Below are 24,800 nucleotides of genomic sequence, written 5' to 3'. Positions count from 1 at the left end.
GAAGTTGCGTCTGCAGCCTCGAAAAACCGTTCAAAACAACACGACAAATGCTTCACAAGCATCAACGAGCTGATGGTCACTGAAAAACAGCGATCTCAGCCTGCTGACGAAATATGCGGGCTATCCTTCCATATCCCGAAGGGCGTGGTTATTGGGGGTACATTTAAAAATGCGTACCGTCGTTGAAACGCCCACCTTCCGAAAGCAGGCTGATAATATGTGGAGCGAAGACGAACGCTACGCCAAAAACGAACGCGCCAATGTGAAACCTGGGGACATCAAACAGAGCTGATCATGAAGACCCTCAAGAAACTGGATGTGGACAAGGTAACGGCCGCCATTGAGACTGATGCAGGCCAGACGCTGCCCGGGCTGCGTGAGGCGCTGGCAGAGGCCTCGACGGGCCAGTTCGACCAGACGCATACGCCCGAGCAAATCATCAGGAGTCGCGGGCGTCCTGTGGGCAGTACTCAGGCTGTAAGGAAAGAGGCAGTGAAGCTGCGTCTGGACGCTGATGTACTGGCTGCATTGCGTGCCAGTGGCGATGGCTGGCAGACCCGGATCAACGATACATTACGAGCGTCTTTGGCGTTGGGTGGCAACTTGACGTCCTCGTCCGCCTGAACACAGAAGATTCCTGCTGCACTCAAGCGGGTACGGGCCCGCCTGAGTTGCACGTGATCCTGGGCGACCGCATGGTCGATTACGACGCGTATTTCGGGCGTGCAGCCGCTGGCGGCGCGCCCTCGGACAGCGCCATGAAATAGGCCACGCACAGGGTGTAGAAGGACACGGTGCGCATGCTGCGAAACAGGGTCTCGGTCAGGCCGAAAATCAGAAAGCCCAGGCACACTGCCAGGCCCATGGCCGCCGCGGCCCGGTGGGCCGGGGGCTGGTCGGCACCGAGCAGGCGGCGTCCGAAGACCCAGGCCGGGCCCAGGTAGACCAGCAGCAGCGCCAGCCCGCCGGGCCAGCCAAAGCTGGTCAGGTACAGCAGCAGGTCATTGTGCGGCTCGCCCCAGTTCTCGGCCACGTGTGCCGACACCAGGCCCTGTGGCAGGGATTCGGCGACCAGATAGTCATTGAAGTGGCGCTTCGAGCCGGTGCCGGCCCAGGGGCGCTTGGCCAGCATGTCCAGCGAGGCGCGCCAGAGCTGAAAGCGGATGCAGATGGAGGTGTTGGCCGTGTTCTGCTCGCCGGTGCAGGTGGTGGCCTCGTGGTAGGCTTCTGCGGCGCGCTCTTGCACGGTGCTGTTCGACGCCAGCAGCGCGCCCAGCACGACAATGCCCAGCAGCGCCACGGCCAGCAGGCGCACGGGCTTCTGCGGCGGGATGAACAGCGCGCCGGCAATCAGCACGAAAACCGGGATGGCCATCCAGGCGGTGCGGGTCTGCGTGGCCACTACGGCCACCAGCGCGGCCAGGGCCAGCAGGCCGAGCAGCAGGCGGATCCCCCAGGGGTTGGCCGGCCCCGACCGGGGTGCCAGGGGCATGCGCAGGGCCAGTACGCACAGGGTCATCAGCAATGCCGTGAGGCTGCCGTAGCCCACGGCATTGTAGATGGCGCTGGTTTGCGGCCGGCCGGTCTCTTCGACGGGGGCGAAGACCAGAATGTAGGCCACCGCCAGGCCGGTGGCTGCCACAAAGCCCCAGAACCCCAGGCGCAGCCACTGCGCCGCCACGGCCCGATAGGCCAGCCAGAGTACCCAGAAGCCCAGGAAAAAGCGCAGGGCGACTTCCAGATCCAGCCCGACCAGGTGCCGGTGCACGGCTGCCGACCAGAGCACCGCGATGAGGGGGGCCGCCATGCAGGCCAGCAGGCCGGCGTGCGAGCGGCTGGCGGCTCCGGCTCCAGCCCCGGCGCCGGCCCCCACCCGGATCCCGGCCTCGATCCCGGCTCCAGTCCCAGCGCCAGCTCCGGCCCCAGCCCCGGCAAGGCGCTGGCTGGCGAGCACGATCAAGCTGGCGAGCACGGCGGCATAGAACAGGGCGCTGGGCAGGCCCTGGCTGCTCATGATGGTGATGGGCATCAGCGCGGTGAGCGCGATGAGCAGGCTATGCGGGATCTGGGCTGAGGGGATTTTCATGGATGGGCGGTGTCGAAAGGCAGCGTGCGCGCCAATTGGCTCAGGGTGGGATGCCGCTGGTCTCTGGGCGAGAGCAGCGGCTGGGCGATGGGCCAGTCTATGGCGACTTCGGGGCAGTTCCAGGCGAGGCCGGCTTCGTCGTCCGGGTCGTAATACTGCGTGCACTTGTAGCTCTGGTCGGCCCAGTCGGACAGCACGCAGAAGCCATGCGCAAAGCCCGGTGGCACCCAGAGCTGGCGGCGGTTGCGGTCGCTCAGTTCGAGCCCCAGGTGGCGCCCGAAGCTGGGCGAGCCGGGGGTGATGTCGACGACCACGTCGTACACCCGGCCGTGCACCACGCTGACCAGCTTGCCCTGCGGGTGGCGCTGTTGGAAATGCAGGCCGCGCAGCACGCCGTGGCGCGAGCGCGAGAGGTTGTCCTGCACGAAGGCCTGGGTGATGCCGGCCTGCTCGCTGTAGCGCCGGGCGCTGAAGCTTTCCATGAAGCAGCCGCGGGCGTCGGTGAACACCGTGGGTTCGATGATCAGCACGCCGGCGAGCGCGGTTTCGATGACTTTCATTCGGTCGCCTCTCTGGCCAGCCGCAGCAGGTATTCGCCATAGCCCGTCTTGGCCATGGCCTGGCCCTGGGCGAGCAGCTGGTCGCGGCCCAGCCACCCCTGGTGGAAGGCAACTTCTTCCAGGCAGGCGACCTTCAGGCCCTGGCGCAGCTCGATCGTGCGCACGAATGCGCCGGCATCCTGCAGGCTGTCGTGCGTGCCGGTGTCCAGCCAGGCAAAGCCGCGCCCCAGGATGCTGGCGTGCAGGTCGCCCGCCTGCAGGTAGGCTTTGTTGATGTCGGTGATTTCGAGCTCGCCGCGCGCCGAGGGGCGCACCTGCCGGGCCAGCTCGATCACCCGGTTGTCATAGAAATACAGGCCGGTGACGGCAAAGCGCGATCGCGGCCGGGCGGGCTTTTCTTCGATGGACAGCACCTTGCCGGCCGCATCGAACTCGACCACGCCGAAGCGCTCGGGGTCGTGCACTGGGTAGCCGAAGATGGTCGCGCCACTGGTGCGCGCGGCGGCCTCGCGCAGCATGGGGCCAAAGCCGTAGCCGTAGAAGATGTTGTCGCCCAGGATCAGGCTGACGCGGTCCTGGCCGATGAAGTCGGCGCCTATGATGAAGGCCTGCGCCAGGCCATCGGGCGAGGGCTGTTCGGCGTACGCCAGGCGCACGCCAAAGCGGCTGCCATCGCCCAGCAGCTTCTGGAAATTGGGCAGGTCTTCGGGGGTGGAAATCAGCAGGATGTCCCGGATGCCGGCCAGCATGAGCACCGACAGCGGGTAGTAGATCATGGGTTTGTCGTAGATGGGCAGCAGTTGTTTCGAGATCCCCTGCGTGATCGGATACAGGCGGGTGCCGGCGCCGCCGGCCAGGACGATGCCTTTCATGATGCCACCCCCAGCCGGCCCAGGCGGTAGTCGCCGCTGAGCACACGCCCCCACCATGGGCGCTGCGCCAGATACCAGGCCACGGTCTTGCGCAGGCCGCTCTCGAAGTTTTCCTGGGGCCGCCAGCCCAGTTCGCGGCCGATCTTGCCGGCGTCGATGGCGTAGCGCCGGTCATGCCCGGGGCGGTCGGCCACGAAGCGGATCAGGTCGGCATAGCGCGCCACCCCGGCCGGCCGCTCGGGGGCCAGTTCTTCGAGCAGGGCGCAGATCTGCTGCACGACCTGCAGGTTGCGCTGCTCGTTGTGGCCGCCGATGGTGTAGGTTTCACCCGCCGGGGCATGGGTGGCCACGTGGACCAGGGCGCGGGCGTGGTCCTCGACGTACAGCCAGTCGCGCACCTGGTCGCCCTGCCCGTAGACGGGCAGGGGCCGGCCGTGCAGGGCGTTGAGGATCATGTGCGGGATCAGCTTCTCGGGGAAGTGGTACGGGCCGTAGTTGTTCGAACAGTGGGTGATCAGCGTGGGCAGGCCGTAGGTGCGCTGCCAGGCGCGCACCAGATGGTCGGCCCCGGCCTTGCTGGCGGCATAGGGCGAGCTGGGCGCGTAGGCCGTGGTTTCGCGGAACAGGCCGCCCGAGTCGCCCAGGTCGCCGAAGACTTCGTCGGTGGATACCTGATGGAAGCGAAAGCGCGCCTGGCGCGCGGGCGCCAGGGCGGCCCAGTGGTGCCGGGCGGCCTCCAGCAGGGTGTAGGTGCCCTGGAAATTGGTCTGCATGAAGGCCGCGGGGCCATCGATGGAGCGGTCCACGTGCGATTCGGCGGCCAGGTGCAGGATGATGTCCGGATCGAAGCGCGCCAGGCAGGCGCGTACGGCTGCGGCGTCGCAGATGTCGGCCTGCACGAATTGGTAGCGGGGATGATCGGCCACGCAGGCGACCGAATCCAGGTTGCCTGCGTAGGTGAGCCTGTCCAGATTCAGGACGGCGTGCCCGGTGTGCCGGATCAGGTGGCGGACTACGGCCGAGCCGATGAAGCCGGCCCCGCCGGTGACGAGGATGCGCATGACGGGTTCGTGGGTGTCTGGCCTACCGGGCGGCAGAGGGGGTTGGGGCAGGAGGGTGTTCGATATCATAGGGCCCGGTGACCGGATATTCAACGATCTGCGCCTGGGTGCCGTAATAGGCCGCCATGGCCTCGCCATTGAAGAAGATGTCGAATTGATCGCGTGAATTCAACAGGGGGCTGAAATAATACTTGGGGATCTCGATGCGCGGCGCCTGCTCGGCCAGGCCTTTTTGAATCAGGGCCACGCGCAGTTCATCCTGCAGCGCCGTGCCGTGGTAGGCGCGCAGCAGCAGGCCAAATGATACCAGCCATTGCAGGGCGCACAGGGCAAGCCCCAGCGCCAGCAGGCGCGCGCGCCTGAGGGCGCCGGGCTGTACGGCCTGATGCCCCATGACGGCCACCGCCAGCAGCATGAACATGAAGCCGCCCTGCAGGGCCCGCTTGGGATAGGGCGGTGCGAAGACCAATGCCAGGTTGGCGATGCACGCCAGGCCCACCAGCAGCCCGATGCGCCTGGCGACGGGCCGGGGCAGGCGGATGCAGGCGGCGCCCCAGAGCAGCACCAGGGCGGCCTGCCAGTACTTGGCCATCGAGTCTGGAAAGCGGCGCACCAGGTGGTATTCGATGCGCCAGCCCAGCGCGGTGTCGTACCATTCGCGATTGCTGGGGTGAGCGGCGCGGTGCAGGTCGCCGGGCGAGAGCAGCAGTACGGCCATGCCCAGCGCCATGCAGGCGAGCCAGAACACGGGCCAGGCCAGGGCCGTGCGCGCAGCGCCCTGCGGGATATCGGGCCGCGGGCCGGATTCGGTGTTCGTGTCGAGCCGGGCGGCCGGTTCAATGTCAGGCCGGGAGGCCGGTTCAATGCGGGCTTGATCCGCTGGCCTGGCGCGCTGGCGGCCGGGCCGGGCCTGCCAGGTCAGCCAGGCGAGCAGCAGCCAGGCCGTGGGCGCGGTGTTCTCGTTGGTGCAGCCGGCGGCGAGCCCCAGTACGGCCAGTGCCAGCCCCTGCCACAGGGGCCGATGCGGCTGCCCGCCCTGCAGCCGGCCCAGCCGCTGGCCCAGCCGCCCGCCCAGCTGCGTGGCCTGCTGCCCGCCCTGCTGCGTACCTTGCAGGGCGGCAACGAAGGCGAGCACGAAGCCGAACAGGATGGCGTGGGTCCACAGATAGTTGGCCGCGCCCACGATCCAGAAGGTGGTGTGGCCCAGCTTGGGGTTGTTGACCCAGTACAGGATGAAGATGAAGAACAGCACGCGCGCATCGGGCACCCACGAGGCCTTGCCCGCCAGGCGCTGGCCCAGCGTGGCCAGGATCCAGACCAGGGCCCCGGTGTTCACGGCGTCGGCCCAGTGCGTGCCCCAGCCCAGCACCAGGCTGGACAGCGTGTCGGCCACCAGCCGCCCGCTCCAGCCCATGTAGTGGTCGCGCATGGCCGCCCAGGATACCCCTTTCATCACATAGCTGTAGTCATCCGACGACATGGGCGCCAGCCCGTTGAGCAGCCCGGCGCTGGCCAGGATGACCAGGCTGGCACCGGCCAGGACGATCCGGCTGGGACCGATCCGGCCGGGGCTGGTCAGGCGGGTACCGCTCCGGCCGGGACTGGTCAGGCCGGGATCGGTCAGGCGGGTACTGGCCGGCCTGCGGGGGGTGGATGGCGGGGGCTTCATGCGGGCGATTTTACCAATGGCCAGGCGGCGCGGCTCGAATGGGCTTGCCCATTGGGCGATGGCTCGTCAATAATGCAGGCTCGGGTGATGTCGGGGCACCTCACGTGTCCGCCACCGCTTTGCACAAGGTGAATCCATGAACAGAAGACAATTCAATACGCTGGCGCTGGCGGGTGTCGCCGTGGCCGTGGCGGGTACGGCGCGGGCCGAGGTCGAGTCCGTCACGTTGCACATGGCGCACGACTACCCGCCGGGTAACGTGTGGTACGAGGCCGCGCAGCGCTTTGCCGATGGGGTGGCCAGCCGCACCGATGGCAAGGCGAAGATGCAGATCGCACACAGCAGCTCGACCGGCAGCTGGGACCAGAACATCGAGGGCCTGCAGATCGGCACCAACGACATCGTGCTCGAATCCATCGGCACGCTGGACCGCTATGATCCGCTGCCGGGGGTCGAGGCCTTTCCGTACCTGATCAAGGATCTGGACCACTTCAAGAAGGTCTACTACGGCGACGTGGGCGATGCCTTCATGGACGAGGTCGCCCGCCGTTCGGGCTTTCGCATCATAGGCGCGGGCTATCGCGGGGCGCGCAAGCTGTCGGCCAACCGCAAGGTCGAGTCGGTCGGCGATCTGGCCGGCCTCAAGCTGCGCGTGCCGCCCCTGAAAATGTACCGCCGCACCTGGGAGCTTCTGGGCGCCAGCCCGGTCCCCATGCCGGTCACCGAGATCTTCACCGGCCTGCAGCAGGGCCTGATCGATGGCCAGGAAAACCCGCTCGAATTCATCAACACCTACAAGCTGGGTGAAGTGCAGAGCCACGTGATGAATACCAATCATGTGATCGGCGCGATGACCTTCATCTTCAACGACGGGCGCTTCAAGGCCCTGTCGCCCGAACTGCAGCAGATCCTGCGCGAAGAGGGCGCCAATGCCATGCTGTGGGCCACCGATCGGGTGCTGGGCATGGAAAACGACTACCAGAAGAGCCTGGAAGACAAGGGCGTGGTGTTCGTCGATGTCGATCTGCCCGCGTTCCGCGAAAAGGTCGCGCCCATCGCCGATGACTTCCCCGATCTCAAAGAGTGGGTGGTCAAGTTCCAGCAGGCAGGCTGATGGCGGTATCCGGGCAGCCGCCCGGCCCGGCCGCAGAGTCCATCCTGGCGGGCAGCGCGGCCGGCCGGGGGGCGGGCAGCGCGGCGGCCGATGCGGCAGGTGGCCCGAACACGGCCCGGCCGCCGGGCCGCCTGTCGCGCTGGGCCGATCGGGTCGAGTTCTGGATGAATGCCCTGCTTGCCCTGATGCTCTTCGTGCTGGTGGCCTGCCTGTGCTGGCAGGTCTATGGCCGCTACGTCCTGAACGACGCGCCCGGCTGGACGGAAGAGGTGGCGCGCTTTCTGATGGTCTGGGTCACCATGCTGGGTTCGGCCGTGGTGCTGCGCCGCAATGGCCACATCGAGGTCACCGCGCTGGTCATGGCGCTGCCGCGCCCCTTGCGTCTGGCGCTGTTCTGGCTGCGCGACGCGGTGGTGCTGGCCTGCGCCGGGGTGCTGGTGTGGTATGGCTACGGGCTGGCCGAAATCGGCGGCCAGCGTCTCACGCCGGCGCTCGAGATCCGCATGTACTGGCCGTTTCTGGCGATTCCGATCAGCGGTGCGCTGATGGCCTTCTTTCTGTGCGTGCGGCGCATCGAGCAGGACCCGGACGAGGCCCCGCGCCTGGAGCTGATCTGAATGACACTGGTTGCGGTTCTTCTGGGGGCCATCTTTGGCCTGATGCTGCTGGGCATACCCATAGGCTTTGCCATCCTGGCGGGTGGCACGCTGACCATCGCCACCATGATGCCGCACGCAAACCTGGTCATCGTGCCGCAGCAGGTGTTCATCGGCATCGATTCGTTCAGCCTGCTGGCCATCCCGTGTTTTTTGCTGGCGGGCGCGCTGATGAGCGCGGGCGGCATCACCACGCGGCTGCTGGATCTGGCCAATGCCATCCTGGGGCGCTTTCGCGGCGGCCTGGCCATGAGCAATGTGCTCTCGGCCACGGTCTTCGCCGGCATTTCGGGTTCGGCCGTGGCCGATACCTCGGCCCTGGGCCGGATTCTGGTGCCGGCCATGATCAAGGCCGGCTACCGGCCGGGGTTCGCGGCCGCCCTGACGGCGTCGGCCAATGTGCTGGCGCCCATCATTCCGCCCTCCATCGCCTTCATCGTGGTGGGCGTGCTGACCAGCCAGTCCATCACCCGGCTGTTCATCGCCGGCATCGTCATCGGGTTGATCTATTCGGCCGCGCTGATCGCGGTGATCGCGTGGATGGCGCGATCGCACGATTTTCCGGTGTACGGCAAGACGCCGCTGGCCGAGATCGGGCGCAGCTTCGTGCGCGCGCTGGCGGCCATCCTGATGCCGGTGCTGATCATAGGCGGCATCCGCACGGGGATCTTCAACGTCACCGAGGTGGCCGCGGTCACCGTGCTGTATGCCTTGTTCGTGGGCTTCGTGATCTACCGCGAACTCACCTGGCGCAAGGTCTATGATTCGCTGGTGTCCTCGGCGCACATCACGGCCATCATCATGGTCATCGTGGGCGCGGCGCGCATCTTCTCGTGGGTGCTGGGCTATACGGGCCTGCCCGACCAGATCGCCGCGTTCCTGCTGTCGGTCACCGACAACCCGCTGCTGTTCCTGTTGCTGATCAACATCCTGATGCTGATCGTGGGCATGTTCGTCGAGGCCAATGCGGCGCTCATCATGCTGCTGCCGGTGCTGTACCCGGTGGCCCTGCAGCTGGGCATCGACCCGCTGCACTTCTCGGTGGTGGTGGTGGTCAACCTGTGCATCGGCCTGATCACGCCGCCGGTGGGGCTGACGTTGAATCTGTCCAGCCTGATGGCGGGCATCCGCATGGAAGAAGGGGTACGCTACATCTGGCCGTTTCTGATCAGCGGGCTGCTGGTGCTGGCGCTGCTGACCTATGTGCCGGGCCTGGCCACCTGGCTGCCGAATATGCTGATGAATTGATGAGGTAGACGACGTGGGACGCGTACAAGACAAGATCGCCCTGGTGTTCGGGGCCGGCTCGGTGGGCCGCGGGTGGGGCAATGGCAATGCGGCGGCGGTCGCCTACGCGCGTGAAGGCGCGCGCGTGGTGGCGGTGGATCTCGACCCCGAGGCCGCGCAGACCACGGCCGCCCTGATCGAGTCCGAAGGCGCCGAGGCACTGGCGCTGGCGGCCGACGTGACCGTGCCCGCGCAGGTGCAGGCCGCGGTGGATGCGGCCATGGCGCGCTTCGGGCGCATCGACATCCTGCACAACAACGTGGGCATGAACCTGCCGGGGGGCGCCATCGACGCCAGCCTCGAGAGCTGGCAGAAGGTCATGGACGTGAACATGACCAGCGTGTTCCTGGCCTGCAAGGCGGTGTTGCCCATCATGGTGGCGCAGGGCAGCGGGGCCATCGTGAACATTTCATCGCTCGCGGCCATCCGCACGCTGGGCTATCCCTATGTGTCCTATCATGCGTCCAAGGCGGCGCTGAACCACTACACGCGCGCGGTGGCCATCGAGTTCGCCGACCGCGGCATCCGCGCCAACACCATCATGCCGGGCATCATGGACACCCCGCATATCTACAGGCAGATCAGCGGCTATTACAGCAGCATCGAAGAAATGAAAGCCAAACGCGCCGCCATCCCGCCCATGAAGCACCAGGGCGAGGGCTGGGACGTGGCCTGGGCCGCGGTGTTCCTGGCCAGCGATGAAGCCAAGTTCATCACCGGGGTGGCACTGCCGGTAGACGGCGGCCAGCACTGCGTGGCCAGCTGAGGCAGGGCGGCCGGATCACTCATGGGCACCGCACTGTCGGCCGGGCACCAGCCCTGGCATACCCTGCAATGGCACCGCTGGCTGCGCAAGCTGTACCGCAAGACCCACGCGCGCAGCTGGCGCCACAACGAGCATCTGTGGCCTTACGTGAAATTGCAGCGCAACGCGCGCGGCGGCCTGGAAAGCATCCGGGTGTTCGGCCGCCATGTCCCCGTGCTGGGCCTGGCGCAGGCGTTTGCCGATGCCGGCCCGGACATGCATATCGTGCTCAGCGGCGGCTCGGTGCGCCAGATCGACTATGCGCGCCTGCCGCGGCTGCAGGTGATGGGGGTCAATGGTTCGATCGCCCTGCAGGATACGAGCCCGGTCGAGTTCCCGTACTACTGCATCATCGATGGCACCTTCGTGGAAGAGCGGCGCGAACTGGTGCGCCGCGTGGTCTCGGGCGAGCGCCTGCTGCTGCTGACGCCCGAGGTGCTGCGCTACATTCTCGAGTACGTTCCGCTGGCGCATATCCGCGCGCGCCTGTGCCTGATCGAGAGCCTGTCCGAGCGCGCCCATGAGGCCCATGCCACTGCCGCTGGCCTGCAGGCCTGGCAGGCGCAGGGCCGCGATATCGTCCTGTTCGACGACAGCCGCCAGCTGGGCTTCAGCTTCGATGCCGATCTAGGCTGGTTCGACGCCGATACGGTGGCCTACGCGGCGTTCCAGGCGGCCATCTGGGGCGGCGCGCAGCGGGTGTATTTCCACGGGCTGGACATCACGGGCGCGAGCGCCCAGCCCCGCTTCTATGAACAGCCGGGCGCGCCGCGCCCGCCCACTTGGCTCGAGCGCAGTTTCCCGGTGCTGATCGAGCCGTCTTTCAGGGGCGCGGTGCAGGTGCTGGCGCAGCGCGGCATCCGGGTGTACAACCTGTCGCCCGTCAGCGCGCTCGGGCCGGATGCGATGCCGTTCCTGGATTGGCGCGAGGGGCTTGGGCCGGGCGATGGCGCGCGGCCATAGCAGAGCCGTGCGCCGCCGGCCTGGCCATGGTTCGCCGGCTGGCCGCGCCCCGGTCAGTGATCCTCGAGCTGGCACCAGTTGGCAATGAACAACGCGATGGCCTGCGTGTTCTTGCGGATCGACTCTATATTGACCCGTTCGTCGAATCCATGCGTGTTTTCGGCAGTCGGGCCGTATTCGAGCACGGGCATGTGGCTGTGCGGCCCCCCCAGGCAGCGGGCGTCGGACGTGCCGGTCAGGGCCACTTGCCTGAGTTCTTGCTGATAAATCGAAAGGTGGGCCTGTTTCAGGCATTCGATGGCTTCGTTGGCGGATTCCGGTACCACATACCCGGGCGCCTGGAAGCCGTTGTAAATGACCTTGGGCGGGATTTTCGACAGAAAGGCGTTCTCTCGGGCCGCCTGGGCAATGCAGTCTTCGATCTGTGCCCGTATGTCGGCCAGATTCTGGCCGGGATACAGGCTGACACGCACGTCGAAGTTGCACCAGGCCGGTACGCTGGATGCCCAGTCGCCGCCGCGTATGATGCCGATGTTGAGGTTGATGGGGTGATCCACCCCGTCGAAGGCCGGGTGCTTGTGCTCGGGCAGGTTCCACTGGCGCTCGAGTTCGCGCAGGGCCTGCATCAATGGATAGGCGGCTTCGATGGCATTGGCCCCTGTGCCGGCATCCTTGGCGTGCACCGGGTGCCCGCGCAACTGGACCTGGAACCAGATGACGCCCACCTGCGCACTCAGCAAGGTGTTGTCCATGGGCTCGGGGATCAGGGCGGCATCGGCGCGGTAGCCGCGCTGCACGCAGGCCAGCGCGCCGTTGCCGGTGCATTCTTCTTCGACCACGGTCTGCACGAATACGTCTGCAGCCGGCCGGTAGCCCAGCCGGCGCACGGCTTCGAGCGCGTAGATCATTTCGGCCACACCCGCCTTCATGTCGCCGGCACCCCGGCCGTACATCCAGCCGTCTTCAATATGCGGTTCGTAGGGCGGATGGGTCCACATGTCCAGTGGGCCCTCGGGCACCACGTCGATGTGCCCGTTCAGGATCAGCGAGCGGCCTTTGCGTGTGCTGGCGCGGTGCGTGCCGACCACGTTGAATGCATTGTCATACGATACGCTGACCGGCGAGAAGCCTTCCATGCCCTCGATGTCTTCGACCCGGATCTGCCAGCGGTCGACCGCCAGGCCGCGCTCGTGCATGTCGGCCGCCAGGAAGTCCTGCAGGGTGTGCTCGGCGCCGCGCACCGACGGGAAACGCACGATTTCAGCCAGATAATCGATCTGCTCGTCGAAATTCCGGTCGACCTCGTCGCGGATACGGGTTTCAATTGCCTTCCAGTTTTTGTCACTCATTCATTGCCTCCTGCTGTCGGCTCGCGCTGTGTAGGTTGTTTGACTGAATCCCCACGATGAATGAACCCCCACGAGGGGGCCCCGATATGGGCTTTCGTGAACGAGTATAGTCCCGGGTCACGGCAAGTGCGAGCGCAAGCCCCGCTCTTCCGGTTAATTGTAACCAAACGAACAGCTTGACACGTGTGGATGGGTCAGGTTAAAAAATTCAGGGTCGACAGCACCCTGCAGCCGCGGAAAATCGGGCTTCCGGGGCAAGTGCAGAAAACCGGTTTCAGAAAATAAACGATCGGGCAATACCCGCTGAATTTCATGTTTAAATCAATGGGTATCAACCCTTGATCATTCAGAACAACGCAGCCAGGTGCTCGAAATCAAATGTTCCAGTAGCGGTATACAGGGCGGCAGCAGCATGCGGGCCGCATTCATGATTGCAATTCAGTCACAAGGAGCTGACCATGCCATCGAAAGGTGTGAAGTTATTCATTACGGCAACAGCGCTGGCGCTTGGCGGCATATCCACCAGCGTGCTGGCCGAGGGTGTCCTGAAGATCGGGATCACGGCGCCGCTCACGGGGTCGGCCGCCCAGTCCGGGCTCGCTACGGTGCAGGGCGTGCAGATACAGGCCGACAAGATCAATCAGGCCGGCGGCGTCGATGTGGGTGGGCAAAAATACAAGCTCGAACTCGTGGTCGAAGATACCGAAAACAATCCGGCCCAGGGTGTCAGCGTGGTACAGAAACTGATCACCAACGACAAGGTCGATTTTCTCATTGCCGATGTTTTTGCCAGCTCGGTCACCATGGCAGAAATGGAACTGGCCGATCAGTTCAAGACGCCGATGCTCAGCTGCCAGCCCGTCAGTTCCGACATCTCGGCAAAGGTGCAGAAAAACCCCGAAAAATACCAGTATTTCTGGAAGGGCAATTTCAGCAGCGATGCCTATGCCGAAGGCGCGTACGAATCGCACAAGATGCTGGTGGCCAATGGCGATCTGTCTGATGGCAACAAGAAAATCGCCCTCATCGCCGAAGACACCGACTACGGCCGCTCCATCGCCAAACTCACGGGTGATCTGTTCAAGGGCGATGGCTGGGAGATCGTGGCAAATGAAACGGTCCCGCTCGGGCACACGAATTTCAATGCCATTCTGTCGAAAATCGATTACATGGAACCCGACGTCCTGTTTTCCGTGTTCACCTCGGCCGATTCCGGCATTGCGCTGTCCAGGCAGTTCGTAGAGACCGGGCTCACGGCCTTCCAGTATGCCATTTACTATCCGCTGCGCCCCGAATATCTGCAAGGCGCGAAACAGGCCGGCGAAGGCATGGTCTGGAGCCCGCTGAGCTTTGACCTCGGTTTCCCGGGCGCAAAAGAACTCAACGACCTGGTTCAAGAAAAGTTCAAGGTCTCCGCCACCGGCGATCATGCCAACGGGTTTGACTGCATGGGGGTGATTGCCCAGGCCTATGAGCTCGCGGGCACCACCGACAAGGCCGCGGTGGCCGCCGCCATGGGCCGAACCGATTTCGACGGCGTGATGGGCAAGCATGTATTCAATCTCGACAACCACACTGCAAAAGCAGGGCCCGATTTCATTCGCGTGCCCACGGTGCAGATCCAGAATGGTGTCAACAAGGTACTGTGGCCCGAAAACATTGCCAACACCAAATACCAGAAGCAGTCCTGGATGAAGTAACGGGTGGCCAGTACCGACGCAAGATCGGCCGGTACTGGCAGAACAAAGTACGCGCATAGGTCATCAATGGCAGACAACGTCCTTGAAGTACGACACGTCCGGAAGCGCTTCGGGGGCCTCGAGGTGCTGACCGACGTGTCCCTGACGGCGGCCGATCGCGAGATCGTGGCCATCATCGGGCCCAACGGTGCCGGCAAGACCACGCTGTTCAACATCATCGCCGGCGTGATCCGCCCCGATGAAGGGGCCATTGTGCTGGCCGGCCACGACATCACGCGCGAAAAGCCATTCCGGCGCTGCAAGATGGGTGTGGCGCGTACCTTCCAGATCCCCAAGCCGTTTCTTCAGCTGAATGTGCTCGAGAACATCGAAGTCGCCCTGCAGTTCGGGCATCACGCCGAAGTCACCGAAGATCACCGCAGGCGTGCCCTGGCCTGGCTCGAAAGGGTGGGCCTCGAACGCTGGGCCCACGAGACCACCGACGCGCTGCCGCTGGGCGCCAGAAAAAAGCTCGAACTGGTACGGGCGCTGGCCACCCAGCCCCGCATCATTCTCTGTGATGAAGTCATGGGTGGGCTGTCGCCCGAAGAGGTGGATGAAATGTCCGAAATCATACGTGCCCTGCCCAACGACGGCATCACCGTTCTGTTCGTCGAGCACGTCATGCGGGCCACAATGAAAGTCGCCGACCGCATCACGGTCCTGCACAGGGGCTGCATCATCGCCAACGGGGCGCCCCAGGACATCGCCGAAAACCCGGAAGTCATCGAGGCCTATCTCGGCAGCAGCGAGCATACCGAGGGTACCCCGCAATGAGTCTGCTCAAGGTCAGCGGGCTGACCACGTTCTATGGCCAGGCTCGCGCAATCGATAATGTCAGCCTCGAGGTGGACAAGGGCGAGGTGGTCGCCATCATTGGCTCGAACGGCGCCGGCAAGACGACGACGCTCAGGACCATATCGAATCTCCTGAAGCCCGCCAGTGGCTCCGTCGAGTTCGCGGGCAAGGCCATCACGGGCATGCCGGCGCATCTGCTGATCGGCCTGGGCCTTGCTCATGTGCCCGAGGGCCGGCATCTGTTTCCACAGATGACCGTGCGTGAAAACCTGTTGATAGGCACGTTCGGCACGGCCGACTGGGCCGACCGGTTCAAGCGGCTCGAAGAGATATTCGCGATATTTCCGCGGCTGGGCGAGCGGCTGAACCAGTACACCGGTACGCTGTCGGGTGGCGAGCGGCAGATGGTGGCCGTGGGCCGGGCGCTGATGGGGCGCCCCGAACTCATCATGCTCGATGAGCCCTCATTGGGCCTCGCACCCAAGATCGTGGGTACGATATTCGAGACCCTGCGACGCATCAACGAAGCAGGCACTGCCATTCTGCTCGTCGAGCAAAATGCACAACTGGCACTGCGCACGGCGAAACGGGCCTATCTCATGGAGAACGGCAGTTTCATCAAGTCGGGCGACACAACGGATCTTCTCGGCGACGAATCGGTGCGTCGCGCCTACCTGGGGATTTAGGCCATGCCCATAGAACTGCTTATTGCGACGGTCATCAATGGCCTGATTGCCGGCACGATGTACGCCATTTTCGCGGGCGGCCTCACCCTCATCTGGGGCACCATGAAGATGCTCAACTTCGCTCACGGCGCGTTCTTCATGGTCGGCGGGTATGTGCTCTACATGCTGTATCAGGCCAATCACCTGAACCCGGTGCTGGCCATCGCCGTGGCCTTGCTGGTGGTCTACCTCATCAGCCTGCTGGTCGAGCGGGCCGTCATCCGGCCCTTGCTGAACAAGGCCACGTGGCCCCTGACGACGATCATCGCCACGCTGGGCGTCATGATCTTTCTGCAGAACGGCGCGTTGAACATCTGGGGGGCGGATTACAAGTCACTCGATTATTTCGTCGACGGCATCGTCCGGGTGATGGGGGTGCGGGTGTCCTATCAGCGATTGCTGATCTTCCTGGTCTCCATCGTCACGCTGGGCGTCATGTGGTACCTGCTCAAATACACGCGCTTCGGCATGGCATTGCGCGCCACCGCACAGGATCCGGATGCGGCGAAACTGTACGGCATCAATGTCCTGCGGGTCTATAGCCAGACCTACGCGTTGTCGGCCGTGCTGGGGGGGATTGCCGCGGTGATGATGGCACCGATCGTGTCCGTCAACCCGCTGATGGGGGTCGGGCCGCTGCTCAAGGGGTTCGTCGTGGTCATTCTCGGGGGCCTCGGCAGTTTTGCGGGGGCCATTGTGGGCGGACTGCTTCTGGGGGTGCTCGAGGCCATCGGTTCCTTGTACACGTCAGCCGAATGGGGCGATGTGATTTCCTATGCCATACTGATCTTCATCATCTGGGCCAAGCCATGGGGCCTGCTCGGGATCGAGGAGAGGAACTAGCCATGCCGATCAAGATCAACAGCCATGGGCTGCAGGCCGTGCTGGTCATACTGGTCCTCGCCCTGGTGCCGATATTCGTGCACAGCCCCTATGTGCTGCACCTGGCGGTGATGAGCATGATATTCAGCGTGCTGACCATGAGCTGGAACTTCATCAATGGGTATTCGGGGATCTTCACCTTCGGTCATCAGGCGTTCTTTGCGCTGGGGGCCTATGGTTCGGCGCTGGTTGCCATGAATTTCGGGCTGTCGCCCTGGGCCACCCTGTGGGTCGGGGTGCTTTTGGGCGGGCTGGCGGGTCTGCTCATCGGGCTGCCGGTGCTGCGCATCCGGTCCATCGCCCACATCGCCATCATCACGCTCGTATTCGCCGAAGTGGTCAGGCTGTGCATCGCCAACCTGCCCGAACTGACTCGCGGCACGCTGGGCCTGTCTTCGATTCCGGTGTTCGATCCGCTGGTGATCGGTGGCGAGCCCTGGGTGACCTTCGATGTCAGCAGCCGGATCGGCAGCTATTACCTGATATTGCTCATCGTGGCGATCACCCTGGGGATCATCATCCGGCTGTTGAACGGGCGTACGGGCCTGGCCCTGAAGGCAATTCGTGATTCCGAAGACGCCGCCGAAAGCCTGGGGATCGATCTCGTCAGGTACAAGCTGATCGTGTTCGTGATCAGTTCCATGCTGGCGGGCCTGGCCGGTGCCTTTTATGCGCATTATCTGGGGGTCCTGACGCCAGAGTCGACGGCTGCGGTCGACATCATGATCCTCATCCTGACCATGACCCTGATCGGTGGTACGGGCACCATATTCGGGCCCATACTGGGTGCCTTCGTGATCATTTTCGGGCTCGAGCAGCTGCGCGCCATCGGCAATTACCGGATGATGGTCTACGGGCTTGCCCTGGTGATATTCGTGCTGTTCTGGCCCAAGGGGTTGATCCAGTTTTTCAGGCGACGACCAGCAAGAAATTGATTTTCCATCGACTGGCCGCCTTTTTTCAACTTTCAGGCACATCAGATCATGCGTTCATTCTTTCATGAGAAGCAGCTTCTACATACCCCAAAGACGTATCTTTCCCGTGGCCAGATGCGTACGCCCGAAGAAGTCCCCCAGCGGGCGCTCGAACTGCTGGGGGCACTCGAGCAGATGGGCATGTCGGTCGAATCGCCTACCGATCACGGCCATGCCCCGCTGCTGCAGGTCCATTCCCTTGGCTACCTGAGATTCCTCGAATCCGCTTACCGCAGGTGGCACGCGCTGCCATACGACTGGGGCGACGAGGTGATTTCCAACGTGTTCATTCGCGAGAACAACCCGCTCAACAGCATCCTGGCCGAGGCGGCGTACTACCTGGCCGACGGCAGCTGCCCCATAGGCGAACACACGTGGACATCGGCCTACTGGTCCGCGCAAACGGCGCTCAGTGCGGCGCAGGCGGTGGTCGGCGGGGCGCCCAGTGCCTATGCGCTGACCCGCCCGACAGCCCACCATGCCCGCCGGGACGCGGCGGGCGGGTTCTGCTACATCAATAACTGTGCGCTTGCGGCAGAGGCCTTGTTGCACAAGTACAGGCGCGTGGTCATCCTCGATCCCGACATGCATCATGGGCAGGGCATACAGGAGATCTTTTACCGGCGCAATGACGTGTTCTATATCTCCATTCATGGCGACACGCGCAATTTCTACCCCGTGGTCACGGGCCTGGACACCGAAAGAGGTGAAGGGCCCGGCCATGGGTACAACCTGAATCTGCCCATGCCCCACGGCTCAAAGGAAGAGGTGTTCTTCGATCGCCTGGATACGGCGCTGGCGGCCATCCGCATCTATCAACCCGAAGCCATCGTGCTGGCCCTGGGTTTCGACATGTACAAAGACGATCCACAAAGCAAGATCGCATTTCCCACGTCGGGCTTCACGCAGCTCGGTGCCATGGTTCGCGATCTCGCACTGCCCACGGTCATTGTGCAAGAGGGCGGCTACTGCGTCGAGGCACTGGGCAAGAACCTGACGGCGTACATGAATGGCTTTCTGCAGTAGGCCAGGCATGCCATGAAGCACGACCGGGGGCGGCCAGGCTGTTCCCGGGACACAGGGGGCAAGAGTCATCATGACAGCACACGCACGCCAGCCGGGGTGGCGGCAATTGGCACAGACGCAGTTCGCGCCCGAAAAGCAGCCCGGCCGCTCCAGCCGGGGCATGGTGGTCACCAACCATCCCGTGGCGTCTGCCGCCGGCCTCGAGATGCTTGCCATCGGCGGCAACGCGGTCGACAGCGCCGTGTCGGCGCTGTTCGTGCTGACCATCGTCGAGCCCATGATGGTGGGGCTGTTCGGCGGTGGCATGGCGCATATCCGGATGGCCGATGGCGCCCACGTCATTCTGGATGGCCTGAGTCAGGCGCCCATGCAGGCCAGCCCCACGATGTACGAGCCGCTTGCAGATGGCGGCTATGGCTACGGTACGGTGGGCCATCGCAACCGCATCGGGCCCATGGCGATTGCAACCCCCGGTTCGCTGCGCGGCTGGTGCGACGCGCAGGCGCGTTACGGGCGCCTGTCGTTGGCCGATGTGCTCGAGCCGGCCATACGGGTGGCGCGGCGCGGCTTCCGGGTCACCCCCTACCTGGCCAATTGCATCGCCGAAGCAGCGCCCGATCTGCTGCGCGATCACGAAATCACAAAAGTGTTTTTTGATGGCCAGGTGCCCCGGCGTGCCGGCGATCTGATCGTCATGAATGACTATGGCGATACGCTCAGGGCGATCGCAGAGGGCGGGCCCGATGCGTTCTACACCGGCGCGCTGGGCCAGCAGGTGTGCCAGTCCATTCAGGACAGCGGCGGTCTGATGACGCTGGGCGATCTGGCCGCGGTGCGCACCATCGATCGGGCGCCAGTGCATGGTGTGTATCGCGGTTTCGATATCTACGGGCCGCCGCCGCCTTCGGCCGGGGGTATTCACATCGTGCAGATGCTGAACATCCTCGAAGGTTTCGATCTTCGGGGGCTGGGTTTCGGCTCCGCAGACGGCGCGCATCTGCTTGCCGAGGCCCTGAAGATCGCGTTTGCCGACAGAAAGGCATTTACCGCCGACCCCGAATTCGTTGCCGTACCCACAGAGGCGATCATGTCCGGCGCGTATGCGGCGGCAAAGCGCGCCGAACTGAAACTGGATCAGACCTCCGATTGGCAGGCCGGCCCCCTGGCGGGCGAATCGGCCCATACGACCAACGTCACCGTCAATGATGCAGATGGCAACATCGTGGTCAGCACACAGACCATCAACGGTCTGTTCGGCGCGCGCATGATGATCCCCGGAACCGGCATCATTCCGAACAACTATATGTGTCTTTTCGATCCGGAACCGGGGCAGGCGCTTTCGATTGCCCCAGGGAAAAGGGTCACGACGTCGATGGCGCCGACCATCGTCTGCGATGGGCACGGCCCACGCTATGCCCTGGGGATGCCGGGCGGCCTGAGGATATTCGGCTCGGTCATGCAGGCGATCGTGAACCTGATCGATCACCGGATGTCCCTGCAAGAGGCGGTCGAGGCGCCCAGATTGTGGACCAGCGGCGAACATCTCGAACTCGAGGCAGGTTTCGATGCGGCGCTCGATGGCCTGCTCGAGAAAAAAGGCTGGGTGATCGACCGGGTCGCGCATGTAGGGGGTGGCATGGCGGCCATCGAATTCGCTGCGGATGGCACCAGCATCGGCGCGTCCTGCTGGCGTGCCGATGGCGCGCCTGCGGGGCTTTCGGGGGGCAACGCCCGCGAGGGCACGCGTTTCTGGCCGGATGCGCCGGTGATCGGGCAGGCCGGCTCGTCCTGATCCGGCCATGTTGCAAGGCGACGCGGGGGCGGGCAGCGGTCGACAGGGCATGGCGCTCTTCCTGCTCGCCATGCTGTTGTTCGCCGCGTTCGACGCATCGAGCAAGTACCTGATCACATTGCAACTGCCGGCCTTGTTCCTGAACGCGGCGCGTTATCTTGCCTTTCTGGGTGTGGGCGCCATGGTCTTCATGCGCGGGAAAAGAAGCCCCCCTGCGCGTGGGGTGTCTGCCGGCTGGTTCCTGCTGTTGCGCGGCATTGCGCTTGGCGTTGCGGGCATCTGTTTCATGCTGGCCCTGACGTGGATGCCGCTTGGCGAAGCCACGGCCATTTATTTCACGGCACCGTTCATGGTGGTGGTCGTTTCGCGCTGGGTGCTGGGTGAAACCGTGGGCACCATCAAGTGGCTGTCCGTGATTGCGGGCTTTCTGGGCATGCTGCTGATCATCCGACCGGGGGGTGCGCTGCCGCTGTACGGCACGGTGTTGATGGTCATCGCGGCGCTGAGCTATGCCTGCTACCAGGTGCTGACCAAATATCTGTCCAGTGGCGGTATCCCGATCCATATCCAGTATGGCAGCACGGCGATCGTGGCGTTCCTGATTGCGATCGTCCCGGCGGCGCTGTACCCGCCCGACCCCTGGCCGACCCCCGGCATGCTGCTGCTGATTCTTGCGGTGTGCTCACTGAATGCGGCCGGGCACCTGATCCTGATTGCCGCCTTCGAGAAAGCAGCGGCGTCGGCCCTGGCGCCGCTGAACTACCTGCAGCTCGCCATGGCCGTGCTGTTCAGCATATTTCTGTTTCATTCCATGCCCGACGGCATCACCCTGTTCGGGATCATGATCGTCATCGTATCCGGCGTGGCGAATGTGGCATACGGCAGGCGTACGGCCTAGCGGCCAGGTTTCAAGCGCGGGCGGGATCTCGTCTCTTTTAGTGATGGTGCCGGCTAGAGGAGTCGAACCCCCGACCTTCTCATTACAAGTGAGCTGCTCTACCAACTGAGCTAAGCCGGCCCGGGCCGCCATTCTACAGGAATTGCCCCCCGCAGTGGCGGCCTGACTATTTGATGACTTTCAGGTGCGAGGGCTTGGGTGCCTCGGCCCGCGTGGCGGCCCCCGAGCCGGATGCGCTGGAGGCCGGCTGCGGGTCGGTGTCATCGCCCCCAGGATAAGCCTGCGACGGGGTGACTTCGAAGCCCATGCCGGCGCCGGTCTCGCGCGCATACAGGGCCGATACCGCGGCTACCGGGATGAACAGCTGCTCGACCTGGCCATTGAAGCGCGACTCGAACTCGATGTAGTCGTTGCCCATGGTCAGGTGGTTGGTGGCCAGGTGGCTGATGTTCAGCGTGATCTGCCCGTCGTGCACGTGGGCGGGCGGCACGGCGGTGTTGTCGTCGACCCGGACCACGATATACGGTGTGTAGCCATTGTCGGTGCACCATTCGTGCAGGGCGCGCAGGAGATACGGTTTGGTACTGGTTTCTTGCATCATCAGGATCAGCGGCGCATGACTTTTTCGGATGGCGTCAGGGCCTCGATGTAGGCCGGGCGCGAAAACAGCCGCTCGGCGTATTTCTGCAGGGGTGCGGCGCTCTTGGGAAGGTCGATGCCATAGTGTTCGAGGCGCCACAGCAGGGGTGCGATGGCCACGTCGAGCATGGTGAAGTCATCGCCCAGCAAGTGCTTGTTCTTGACCAGCAGCGGCGCCAGCTGGGTGAGGCGTTCGCGGATGGCGCTGCGGGCCGCATCGAGCACTTTTTCGTCGGTGATGCTGCGGCTTTCGAGAGTGCAGACGTGCGTGAAAATCTCTTTTTCGAAATTGTGCAGGAACAGGCGCGTGCGAGCGCGCATGATCGGGTCGGCCGGCATCAGCTGCGGGTGCGGAAAGCGCTCGTCGATGTATTCGTTGATGATGTTGGACTCATACAGGATGAGGTCGCGCTCGACCAGGATGGGCACCTGGTCGTAGGGGTTCATCAGGGCAATGTCTTCGGGCTTGTTGTAGAGGTCGATATCGCGGATTTCGAAATCCATGCCTTTTTCGAACAGCACGAAGCGGCAACGTTGCGAAAAAGGGCAGGTCGTGCCGGAATAAAGCACCATCATGATGTGGGTTCCCATCCAGAAAAAGGGGTGCCCCGGAAGGCACCCGGGGTTTAGCGCACGTGCTTCCAGTAGGTGCTGTTCATGCGGATTGCGATCAACAGGAACAGGACCAGGAAGATCATCACGATGACCCCGATCTCGCGCCGTTCGAGTTGCACGGGCTCGGCCATCCAGCCAAGAAAATTGCTCAGGTCGGCCACGTCGTTTTCGAACTTGGCAAAGGTCTTGGCGTCTTTGGAGTCGAACGTGGTCGTGCGCGTGACATCGCCATGGTAGTTGGCGAGCTTCTCATTGGTGATCTCGGCATAGCCGTTGTGGTCGAAAATCGACGTGGTCTTGACCCAGTGCATGTTGCCGGCTTCGTCGGGCACCTGGTGCACCTGCACGTCGGTGAGCGAACGCGGGCCTTCGAGTTCCCAGAGCGGGTTGGGCATGCCGACGTTGGGGAAGACCACGTTGTTCCAGCCCGTCTTGCGCTCGGTGTCGCGAAAGAAGGTGCTGAGGTAAGTATAGATGTAGTCGACCCCCGAGGGCCCGAAGCTGGTGCTCTTGGCCCGTGCGATGACGGACAGGTCGGGCGGGGTGGTGCCGAACCAGCGCTTGGCGTCTTCGGGCGTCATGGAGATGGTCATCAGGTCGCCCACCCGCTCGCGGGTGAAGAGCAGGTTCTTCTTGATGTCTTCTTCGGTGAGGCCGAGGTCCATCAGCTTGTTGTAGCGCATGGCGCTGGCGCTGTGGCAGTTCAGACAGTAGTTGACGAACATCTTGGCGCCGTTTTGCAGCGCGGCCAGGTCGGCGATGCGGTCGGGGGCCTTCTGGATCTGGGCGCCCCCATCGGCCGCGTAGGCAAAGGTGCAGGTCAGCGACAGGGCCAGGACACCGAGCAGTTTTTTGATCATGATGTTTCCGTAGCAGTCAGGGGCGGTTTCAGTGGGCGCGGAAGGTGACCCGGCTCGGAACCTTCTTGAAGGTGCCCAGGGGTGACCAGACCGGCATCAGGAAGAAGAACGCCAGGTAGATGACCGTGCAGATCTGCCCGGCGATGGTGTATTCGGGGGTGACGGGCAGGGTGCCCAGCACGCCCAGCGCCAGGAAATCGATGATGAAGATGGCGTACAGCCACTTGTGCCAGCCCGGCCGGTAGCGGATGGACTTGACCGGTGAGCGGTCGAGCCAGGGCAGGAAGAACAGCAGCACCACGGCACCGCCCATGGAGACCACGCCCCAGAACTTGGCGTCGATGACCCGCAGCAGCACGGCGACCACCAGCAGCACCAGCGGCGCGATATAGCGGCACAGGCCGCAGCCGCGCGCCTTGATGAAGATCCACAGGGCGGCGATGACGGCGCCGGCGGCCAGGACCCAGGTGAAGTCGCTGGTGGTGGCGCGCAGCATGGTGTAGAACGGCGTGAAATACCAGACCGGGGCGATGTGCGGCGGCGTCTTGAGCGGGTCGGCCGGGATGAAGTTGTTGTATTCGAGGAAGTAGCCGCCCATTTCTGGGCCGAAGAACAGGATGGCGGCAAATACGATCAGGAAGCCCGCCACGCCGACGATGTCGTGCACCGAGTAGTAGGGGTGAAAGGGGATGCCGTCGACCGGATGGCCGTACTTGTCTTTGGGGCCCTGCTTGATCTCGATGCCATCGGGGTTGTTCGAGCCCACTTCGTGCAGGGCGATGATGTGCGCGACCACCAGCCCGATGAGCACCAGCGGGATGGCGATGACGTGGAACGCGAAGAAGCGGTTCAGCGTGGCATCGGACACGACGTAGTCGCCGCGGATGAAGATGGCCAGGTCGGGGCCGATGAAGGGGATGGCCGAGAACAGGTTGACGATGACCTGGGCGCCCCAGTACGACATCTGGCCCCAGGGCAGCAGGTAGCCGAAGAAGGCTTCGGCCATCAGGCACAGGAAGATGGCGACGCCGAAGATCCAGACCAGTTCGCGCGGCTTGCGGTACGAGCCATAGAACAGGCCGCGCAGCATGTGCAGGTAGACCACCACGAAGAACATGGAGGCGCCGGTGGAGTGCATGTAGCGGATGAACCAGCCGCCGGGCACTTCGCGCATGATGAACTCGACCGAGCTGAAGGCCAAGGTGGCATCGGGCTTGTAGTTCATGACCAGGAAGATGCCGCTGACCACCTGGATGACCAGCACCAGCAGCGCCAGCGACCCGAAGAAGTACCAGAAATTGAAGTTCTTCGGAGCGTAGTACTCGGACATGTGCTCCTTGAACAGCTTGCTGAGCGGAAAGCGGCGGTCTACCCAGCCCAGCAAGCCGCTTGTCTCGACGTTTTGTTCGGCCATGGATGGCTCCTGTTGA

Annotated in this window: 25 protein-coding genes and 1 tRNA gene; 15 read left to right on the top strand and 11 right to left on the bottom strand. The window is 64.0% G+C overall.

The features are described 5' to 3' along the window. Together WCY17_RS10250 and WCY17_RS10245 are read left to right on the top strand one after the other, a co-directional pair. Window positions 1-186: hypothetical protein (locus WCY17_RS10250; RefSeq protein WP_372702083.1), on the top strand; the 186-nt coding region annotated here is incomplete at its 5' end. A 108-nt stretch (window positions 187-294) separates the two neighbouring features. Continuing rightward, on the top strand, window positions 295-624 hold the full coding sequence (locus tag WCY17_RS10245; protein WP_372702082.1) for a BrnA antitoxin family protein: 330 nt from the start codon (window positions 295-297) through the stop codon (window positions 622-624). 79 nt (window positions 625-703) lie between these two features. Here the strand turns inward: WCY17_RS10245 and WCY17_RS10240 are convergent, their stop codons facing one another. From WCY17_RS10240 to WCY17_RS10220, 5 genes are read right to left on the bottom strand one after another with little or no spacing between them, the layout of a single operon-like run. Continuing rightward, a complete protein-coding gene (locus WCY17_RS10240) occupies window positions 704-2,086 on the bottom strand; it encodes an O-antigen ligase family protein (RefSeq protein WP_372702081.1) in 1,383 nt (460 codons plus the stop codon). Then, a complete protein-coding gene (rfbC, locus tag WCY17_RS10235) occupies window positions 2,083-2,646 on the bottom strand; it encodes a dTDP-4-dehydrorhamnose 3,5-epimerase (protein WP_372702080.1) in 564 nt (187 codons plus the stop codon). The genes WCY17_RS10240 and rfbC overlap by 4 nt, the downstream gene beginning before the upstream one ends. After that, window positions 2,643-3,518, bottom strand: coding sequence for a glucose-1-phosphate thymidylyltransferase RfbA (rfbA, locus tag WCY17_RS10230; protein ID WP_372702079.1), 876 nt, complete (start codon window positions 3,516-3,518; stop codon window positions 2,643-2,645). The genes rfbC and rfbA overlap by 4 nt, the downstream gene beginning before the upstream one ends. Continuing rightward, entirely contained in the window at window positions 3,515-4,579 is a 1,065-nt protein-coding gene (rfbB, locus tag WCY17_RS10225) for a dTDP-glucose 4,6-dehydratase (RefSeq protein ID WP_372702078.1), read from the bottom strand. Before rfbB ends, rfbA begins: the two co-directional genes overlap by 4 nt. A gap of 22 nt (window positions 4,580-4,601) precedes the next feature. Beyond that, window positions 4,602-6,248 carry a DUF6056 family protein gene (locus WCY17_RS10220; RefSeq protein WP_372702077.1) on the bottom strand — a complete coding sequence of 549 codons (1,647 nt, stop codon included), beginning with the start codon at window positions 6,246-6,248 and terminating at the stop codon, window positions 4,602-4,604. A gap of 136 nt (window positions 6,249-6,384) precedes the next feature. On the opposite strand from WCY17_RS10220, the gene WCY17_RS10215 reads away from it, so the two are divergent. The 5 genes from WCY17_RS10215 to WCY17_RS10195 are packed head-to-tail and all read left to right on the top strand — an operon-like array spanning window position 6,385 to window position 11,073. Continuing rightward, the gene (locus WCY17_RS10215; RefSeq protein WP_372702076.1) at window positions 6,385-7,362 is read left to right on the top strand and encodes a TRAP transporter substrate-binding protein; all 978 of its coding nucleotides are present in this window, start codon (window positions 6,385-6,387) and stop codon (window positions 7,360-7,362) included. After that, window positions 7,362-7,979, top strand: a complete 618-nt coding sequence (locus WCY17_RS10210) for a TRAP transporter small permease (RefSeq protein ID WP_372702075.1) — start codon at window positions 7,362-7,364, stop codon at window positions 7,977-7,979. Before WCY17_RS10215 ends, WCY17_RS10210 begins: the two co-directional genes overlap by 1 nt. Then, window positions 7,980-9,266, top strand: a complete 1,287-nt coding sequence (locus WCY17_RS10205; RefSeq protein WP_372702074.1) for a TRAP transporter large permease — start codon at window positions 7,980-7,982, stop codon at window positions 9,264-9,266. It abuts the gene before it with no gap. Between the two features lie 13 nt (window positions 9,267-9,279). Continuing rightward, the gene (locus tag WCY17_RS10200; protein WP_372702073.1) at window positions 9,280-10,071 is read left to right on the top strand and encodes an SDR family NAD(P)-dependent oxidoreductase; all 792 of its coding nucleotides are present in this window, start codon (window positions 9,280-9,282) and stop codon (window positions 10,069-10,071) included. Window positions 10,072-10,092: 21 nt separating this feature from the next. After that, complete coding sequence (locus tag WCY17_RS10195) at window positions 10,093-11,073, top strand: hypothetical protein (protein ID WP_372702072.1); 981 nt, start codon at window positions 10,093-10,095, stop codon at window positions 11,071-11,073. A gap of 53 nt (window positions 11,074-11,126) precedes the next feature. On the opposite strand, the gene WCY17_RS10190 is transcribed toward WCY17_RS10195, so the two are convergent. After that, window positions 11,127-12,422 (bottom strand): ArgE/DapE family deacylase, encoded by a 1,296-nt coding sequence (locus WCY17_RS10190; protein WP_372702071.1) that lies wholly within the window; start codon window positions 12,420-12,422, stop codon window positions 11,127-11,129. A gap of 458 nt (window positions 12,423-12,880) precedes the next feature. Here WCY17_RS10190 and WCY17_RS10185 point away from each other — a divergent pair, with 458 nt between their 5' ends. The 8 genes from WCY17_RS10185 to WCY17_RS10150 all read left to right on the top strand — a co-directional run bounded on the left by WCY17_RS10185 (window position 12,881) and on the right by WCY17_RS10150 (window position 21,256). Then, window positions 12,881-14,122 carry an ABC transporter substrate-binding protein gene (locus WCY17_RS10185; protein ID WP_372702070.1) on the top strand — a complete coding sequence of 414 codons (1,242 nt, stop codon included), beginning with the start codon at window positions 12,881-12,883 and terminating at the stop codon, window positions 14,120-14,122. A gap of 66 nt (window positions 14,123-14,188) precedes the next feature. After that, a complete protein-coding gene (locus WCY17_RS10180) occupies window positions 14,189-14,938 on the top strand; it encodes an ABC transporter ATP-binding protein (protein WP_372702069.1) in 750 nt (249 codons plus the stop codon). Then, a complete protein-coding gene (locus tag WCY17_RS10175; RefSeq protein WP_372702068.1) occupies window positions 14,935-15,645 on the top strand; it encodes an ABC transporter ATP-binding protein in 711 nt (236 codons plus the stop codon). The genes WCY17_RS10180 and WCY17_RS10175 overlap by 4 nt, the downstream gene beginning before the upstream one ends. Window positions 15,646-15,648: 3 nt before the next feature. Continuing rightward, the gene (locus WCY17_RS10170) at window positions 15,649-16,527 is read left to right on the top strand and encodes a branched-chain amino acid ABC transporter permease (protein ID WP_372702067.1); all 879 of its coding nucleotides are present in this window, start codon (window positions 15,649-15,651) and stop codon (window positions 16,525-16,527) included. Window positions 16,528-16,529: 2 nt separating this feature from the next. Beyond that, on the top strand, window positions 16,530-17,501 hold the full coding sequence (locus tag WCY17_RS10165) for a branched-chain amino acid ABC transporter permease (protein WP_372702066.1): 972 nt from the start codon (window positions 16,530-16,532) through the stop codon (window positions 17,499-17,501). A 48-nt stretch (window positions 17,502-17,549) separates the two neighbouring features. Beyond that, window positions 17,550-18,566 (top strand): histone deacetylase family protein, encoded by a 1,017-nt coding sequence (locus WCY17_RS10160; RefSeq protein WP_372702065.1) that lies wholly within the window; start codon window positions 17,550-17,552, stop codon window positions 18,564-18,566. A gap of 70 nt (window positions 18,567-18,636) precedes the next feature. Next, complete coding sequence (ggt, locus tag WCY17_RS10155) at window positions 18,637-20,358, top strand: gamma-glutamyltransferase (RefSeq protein ID WP_372702064.1); 1,722 nt, start codon at window positions 18,637-18,639, stop codon at window positions 20,356-20,358. Window positions 20,359-20,365: 7 nt separating this feature from the next. Further along, on the top strand, window positions 20,366-21,256 hold the full coding sequence (locus WCY17_RS10150) for a DMT family transporter (RefSeq protein ID WP_372702063.1): 891 nt from the start codon (window positions 20,366-20,368) through the stop codon (window positions 21,254-21,256). 44 nt (window positions 21,257-21,300) lie between these two features. Here WCY17_RS10150 and WCY17_RS10145 read toward each other — a convergent pair. From WCY17_RS10145 to WCY17_RS10125, 5 genes are all read right to left on the bottom strand, one after another. After that, a tRNA-Thr gene (locus WCY17_RS10145) sits at window positions 21,301-21,376 on the bottom strand. A gap of 46 nt (window positions 21,377-21,422) precedes the next feature. Beyond that, the gene (locus tag WCY17_RS10140) at window positions 21,423-21,854 is read right to left on the bottom strand and encodes a ClpXP protease specificity-enhancing factor (protein ID WP_372702087.1); all 432 of its coding nucleotides are present in this window, start codon (window positions 21,852-21,854) and stop codon (window positions 21,423-21,425) included. An 8-nt stretch (window positions 21,855-21,862) separates the two neighbouring features. Then, the gene (locus WCY17_RS10135; protein WP_372702062.1) at window positions 21,863-22,471 is read right to left on the bottom strand and encodes a glutathione S-transferase N-terminal domain-containing protein; all 609 of its coding nucleotides are present in this window, start codon (window positions 22,469-22,471) and stop codon (window positions 21,863-21,865) included. A gap of 50 nt (window positions 22,472-22,521) precedes the next feature. Continuing rightward, window positions 22,522-23,370, bottom strand: coding sequence for a cytochrome c1 (locus tag WCY17_RS10130; RefSeq protein ID WP_372702061.1), 849 nt, complete (start codon window positions 23,368-23,370; stop codon window positions 22,522-22,524). A gap of 28 nt (window positions 23,371-23,398) precedes the next feature. Beyond that, entirely contained in the window at window positions 23,399-24,784 is a 1,386-nt protein-coding gene (locus tag WCY17_RS10125; RefSeq protein WP_372702060.1) for a cytochrome bc complex cytochrome b subunit, read from the bottom strand. Window positions 24,785-24,800: the final 16 nt, after the last annotated feature.

It is taken from the genome of Castellaniella sp. (assembly GCF_041677825.1).
GTDB lineage: Bacteria > Pseudomonadota > Gammaproteobacteria > Burkholderiales > Burkholderiaceae_B > Castellaniella.
Note: the sequence above shows the minus strand (reverse complement) of the source record. Positions and strands in the feature narration are given on the sequence as shown.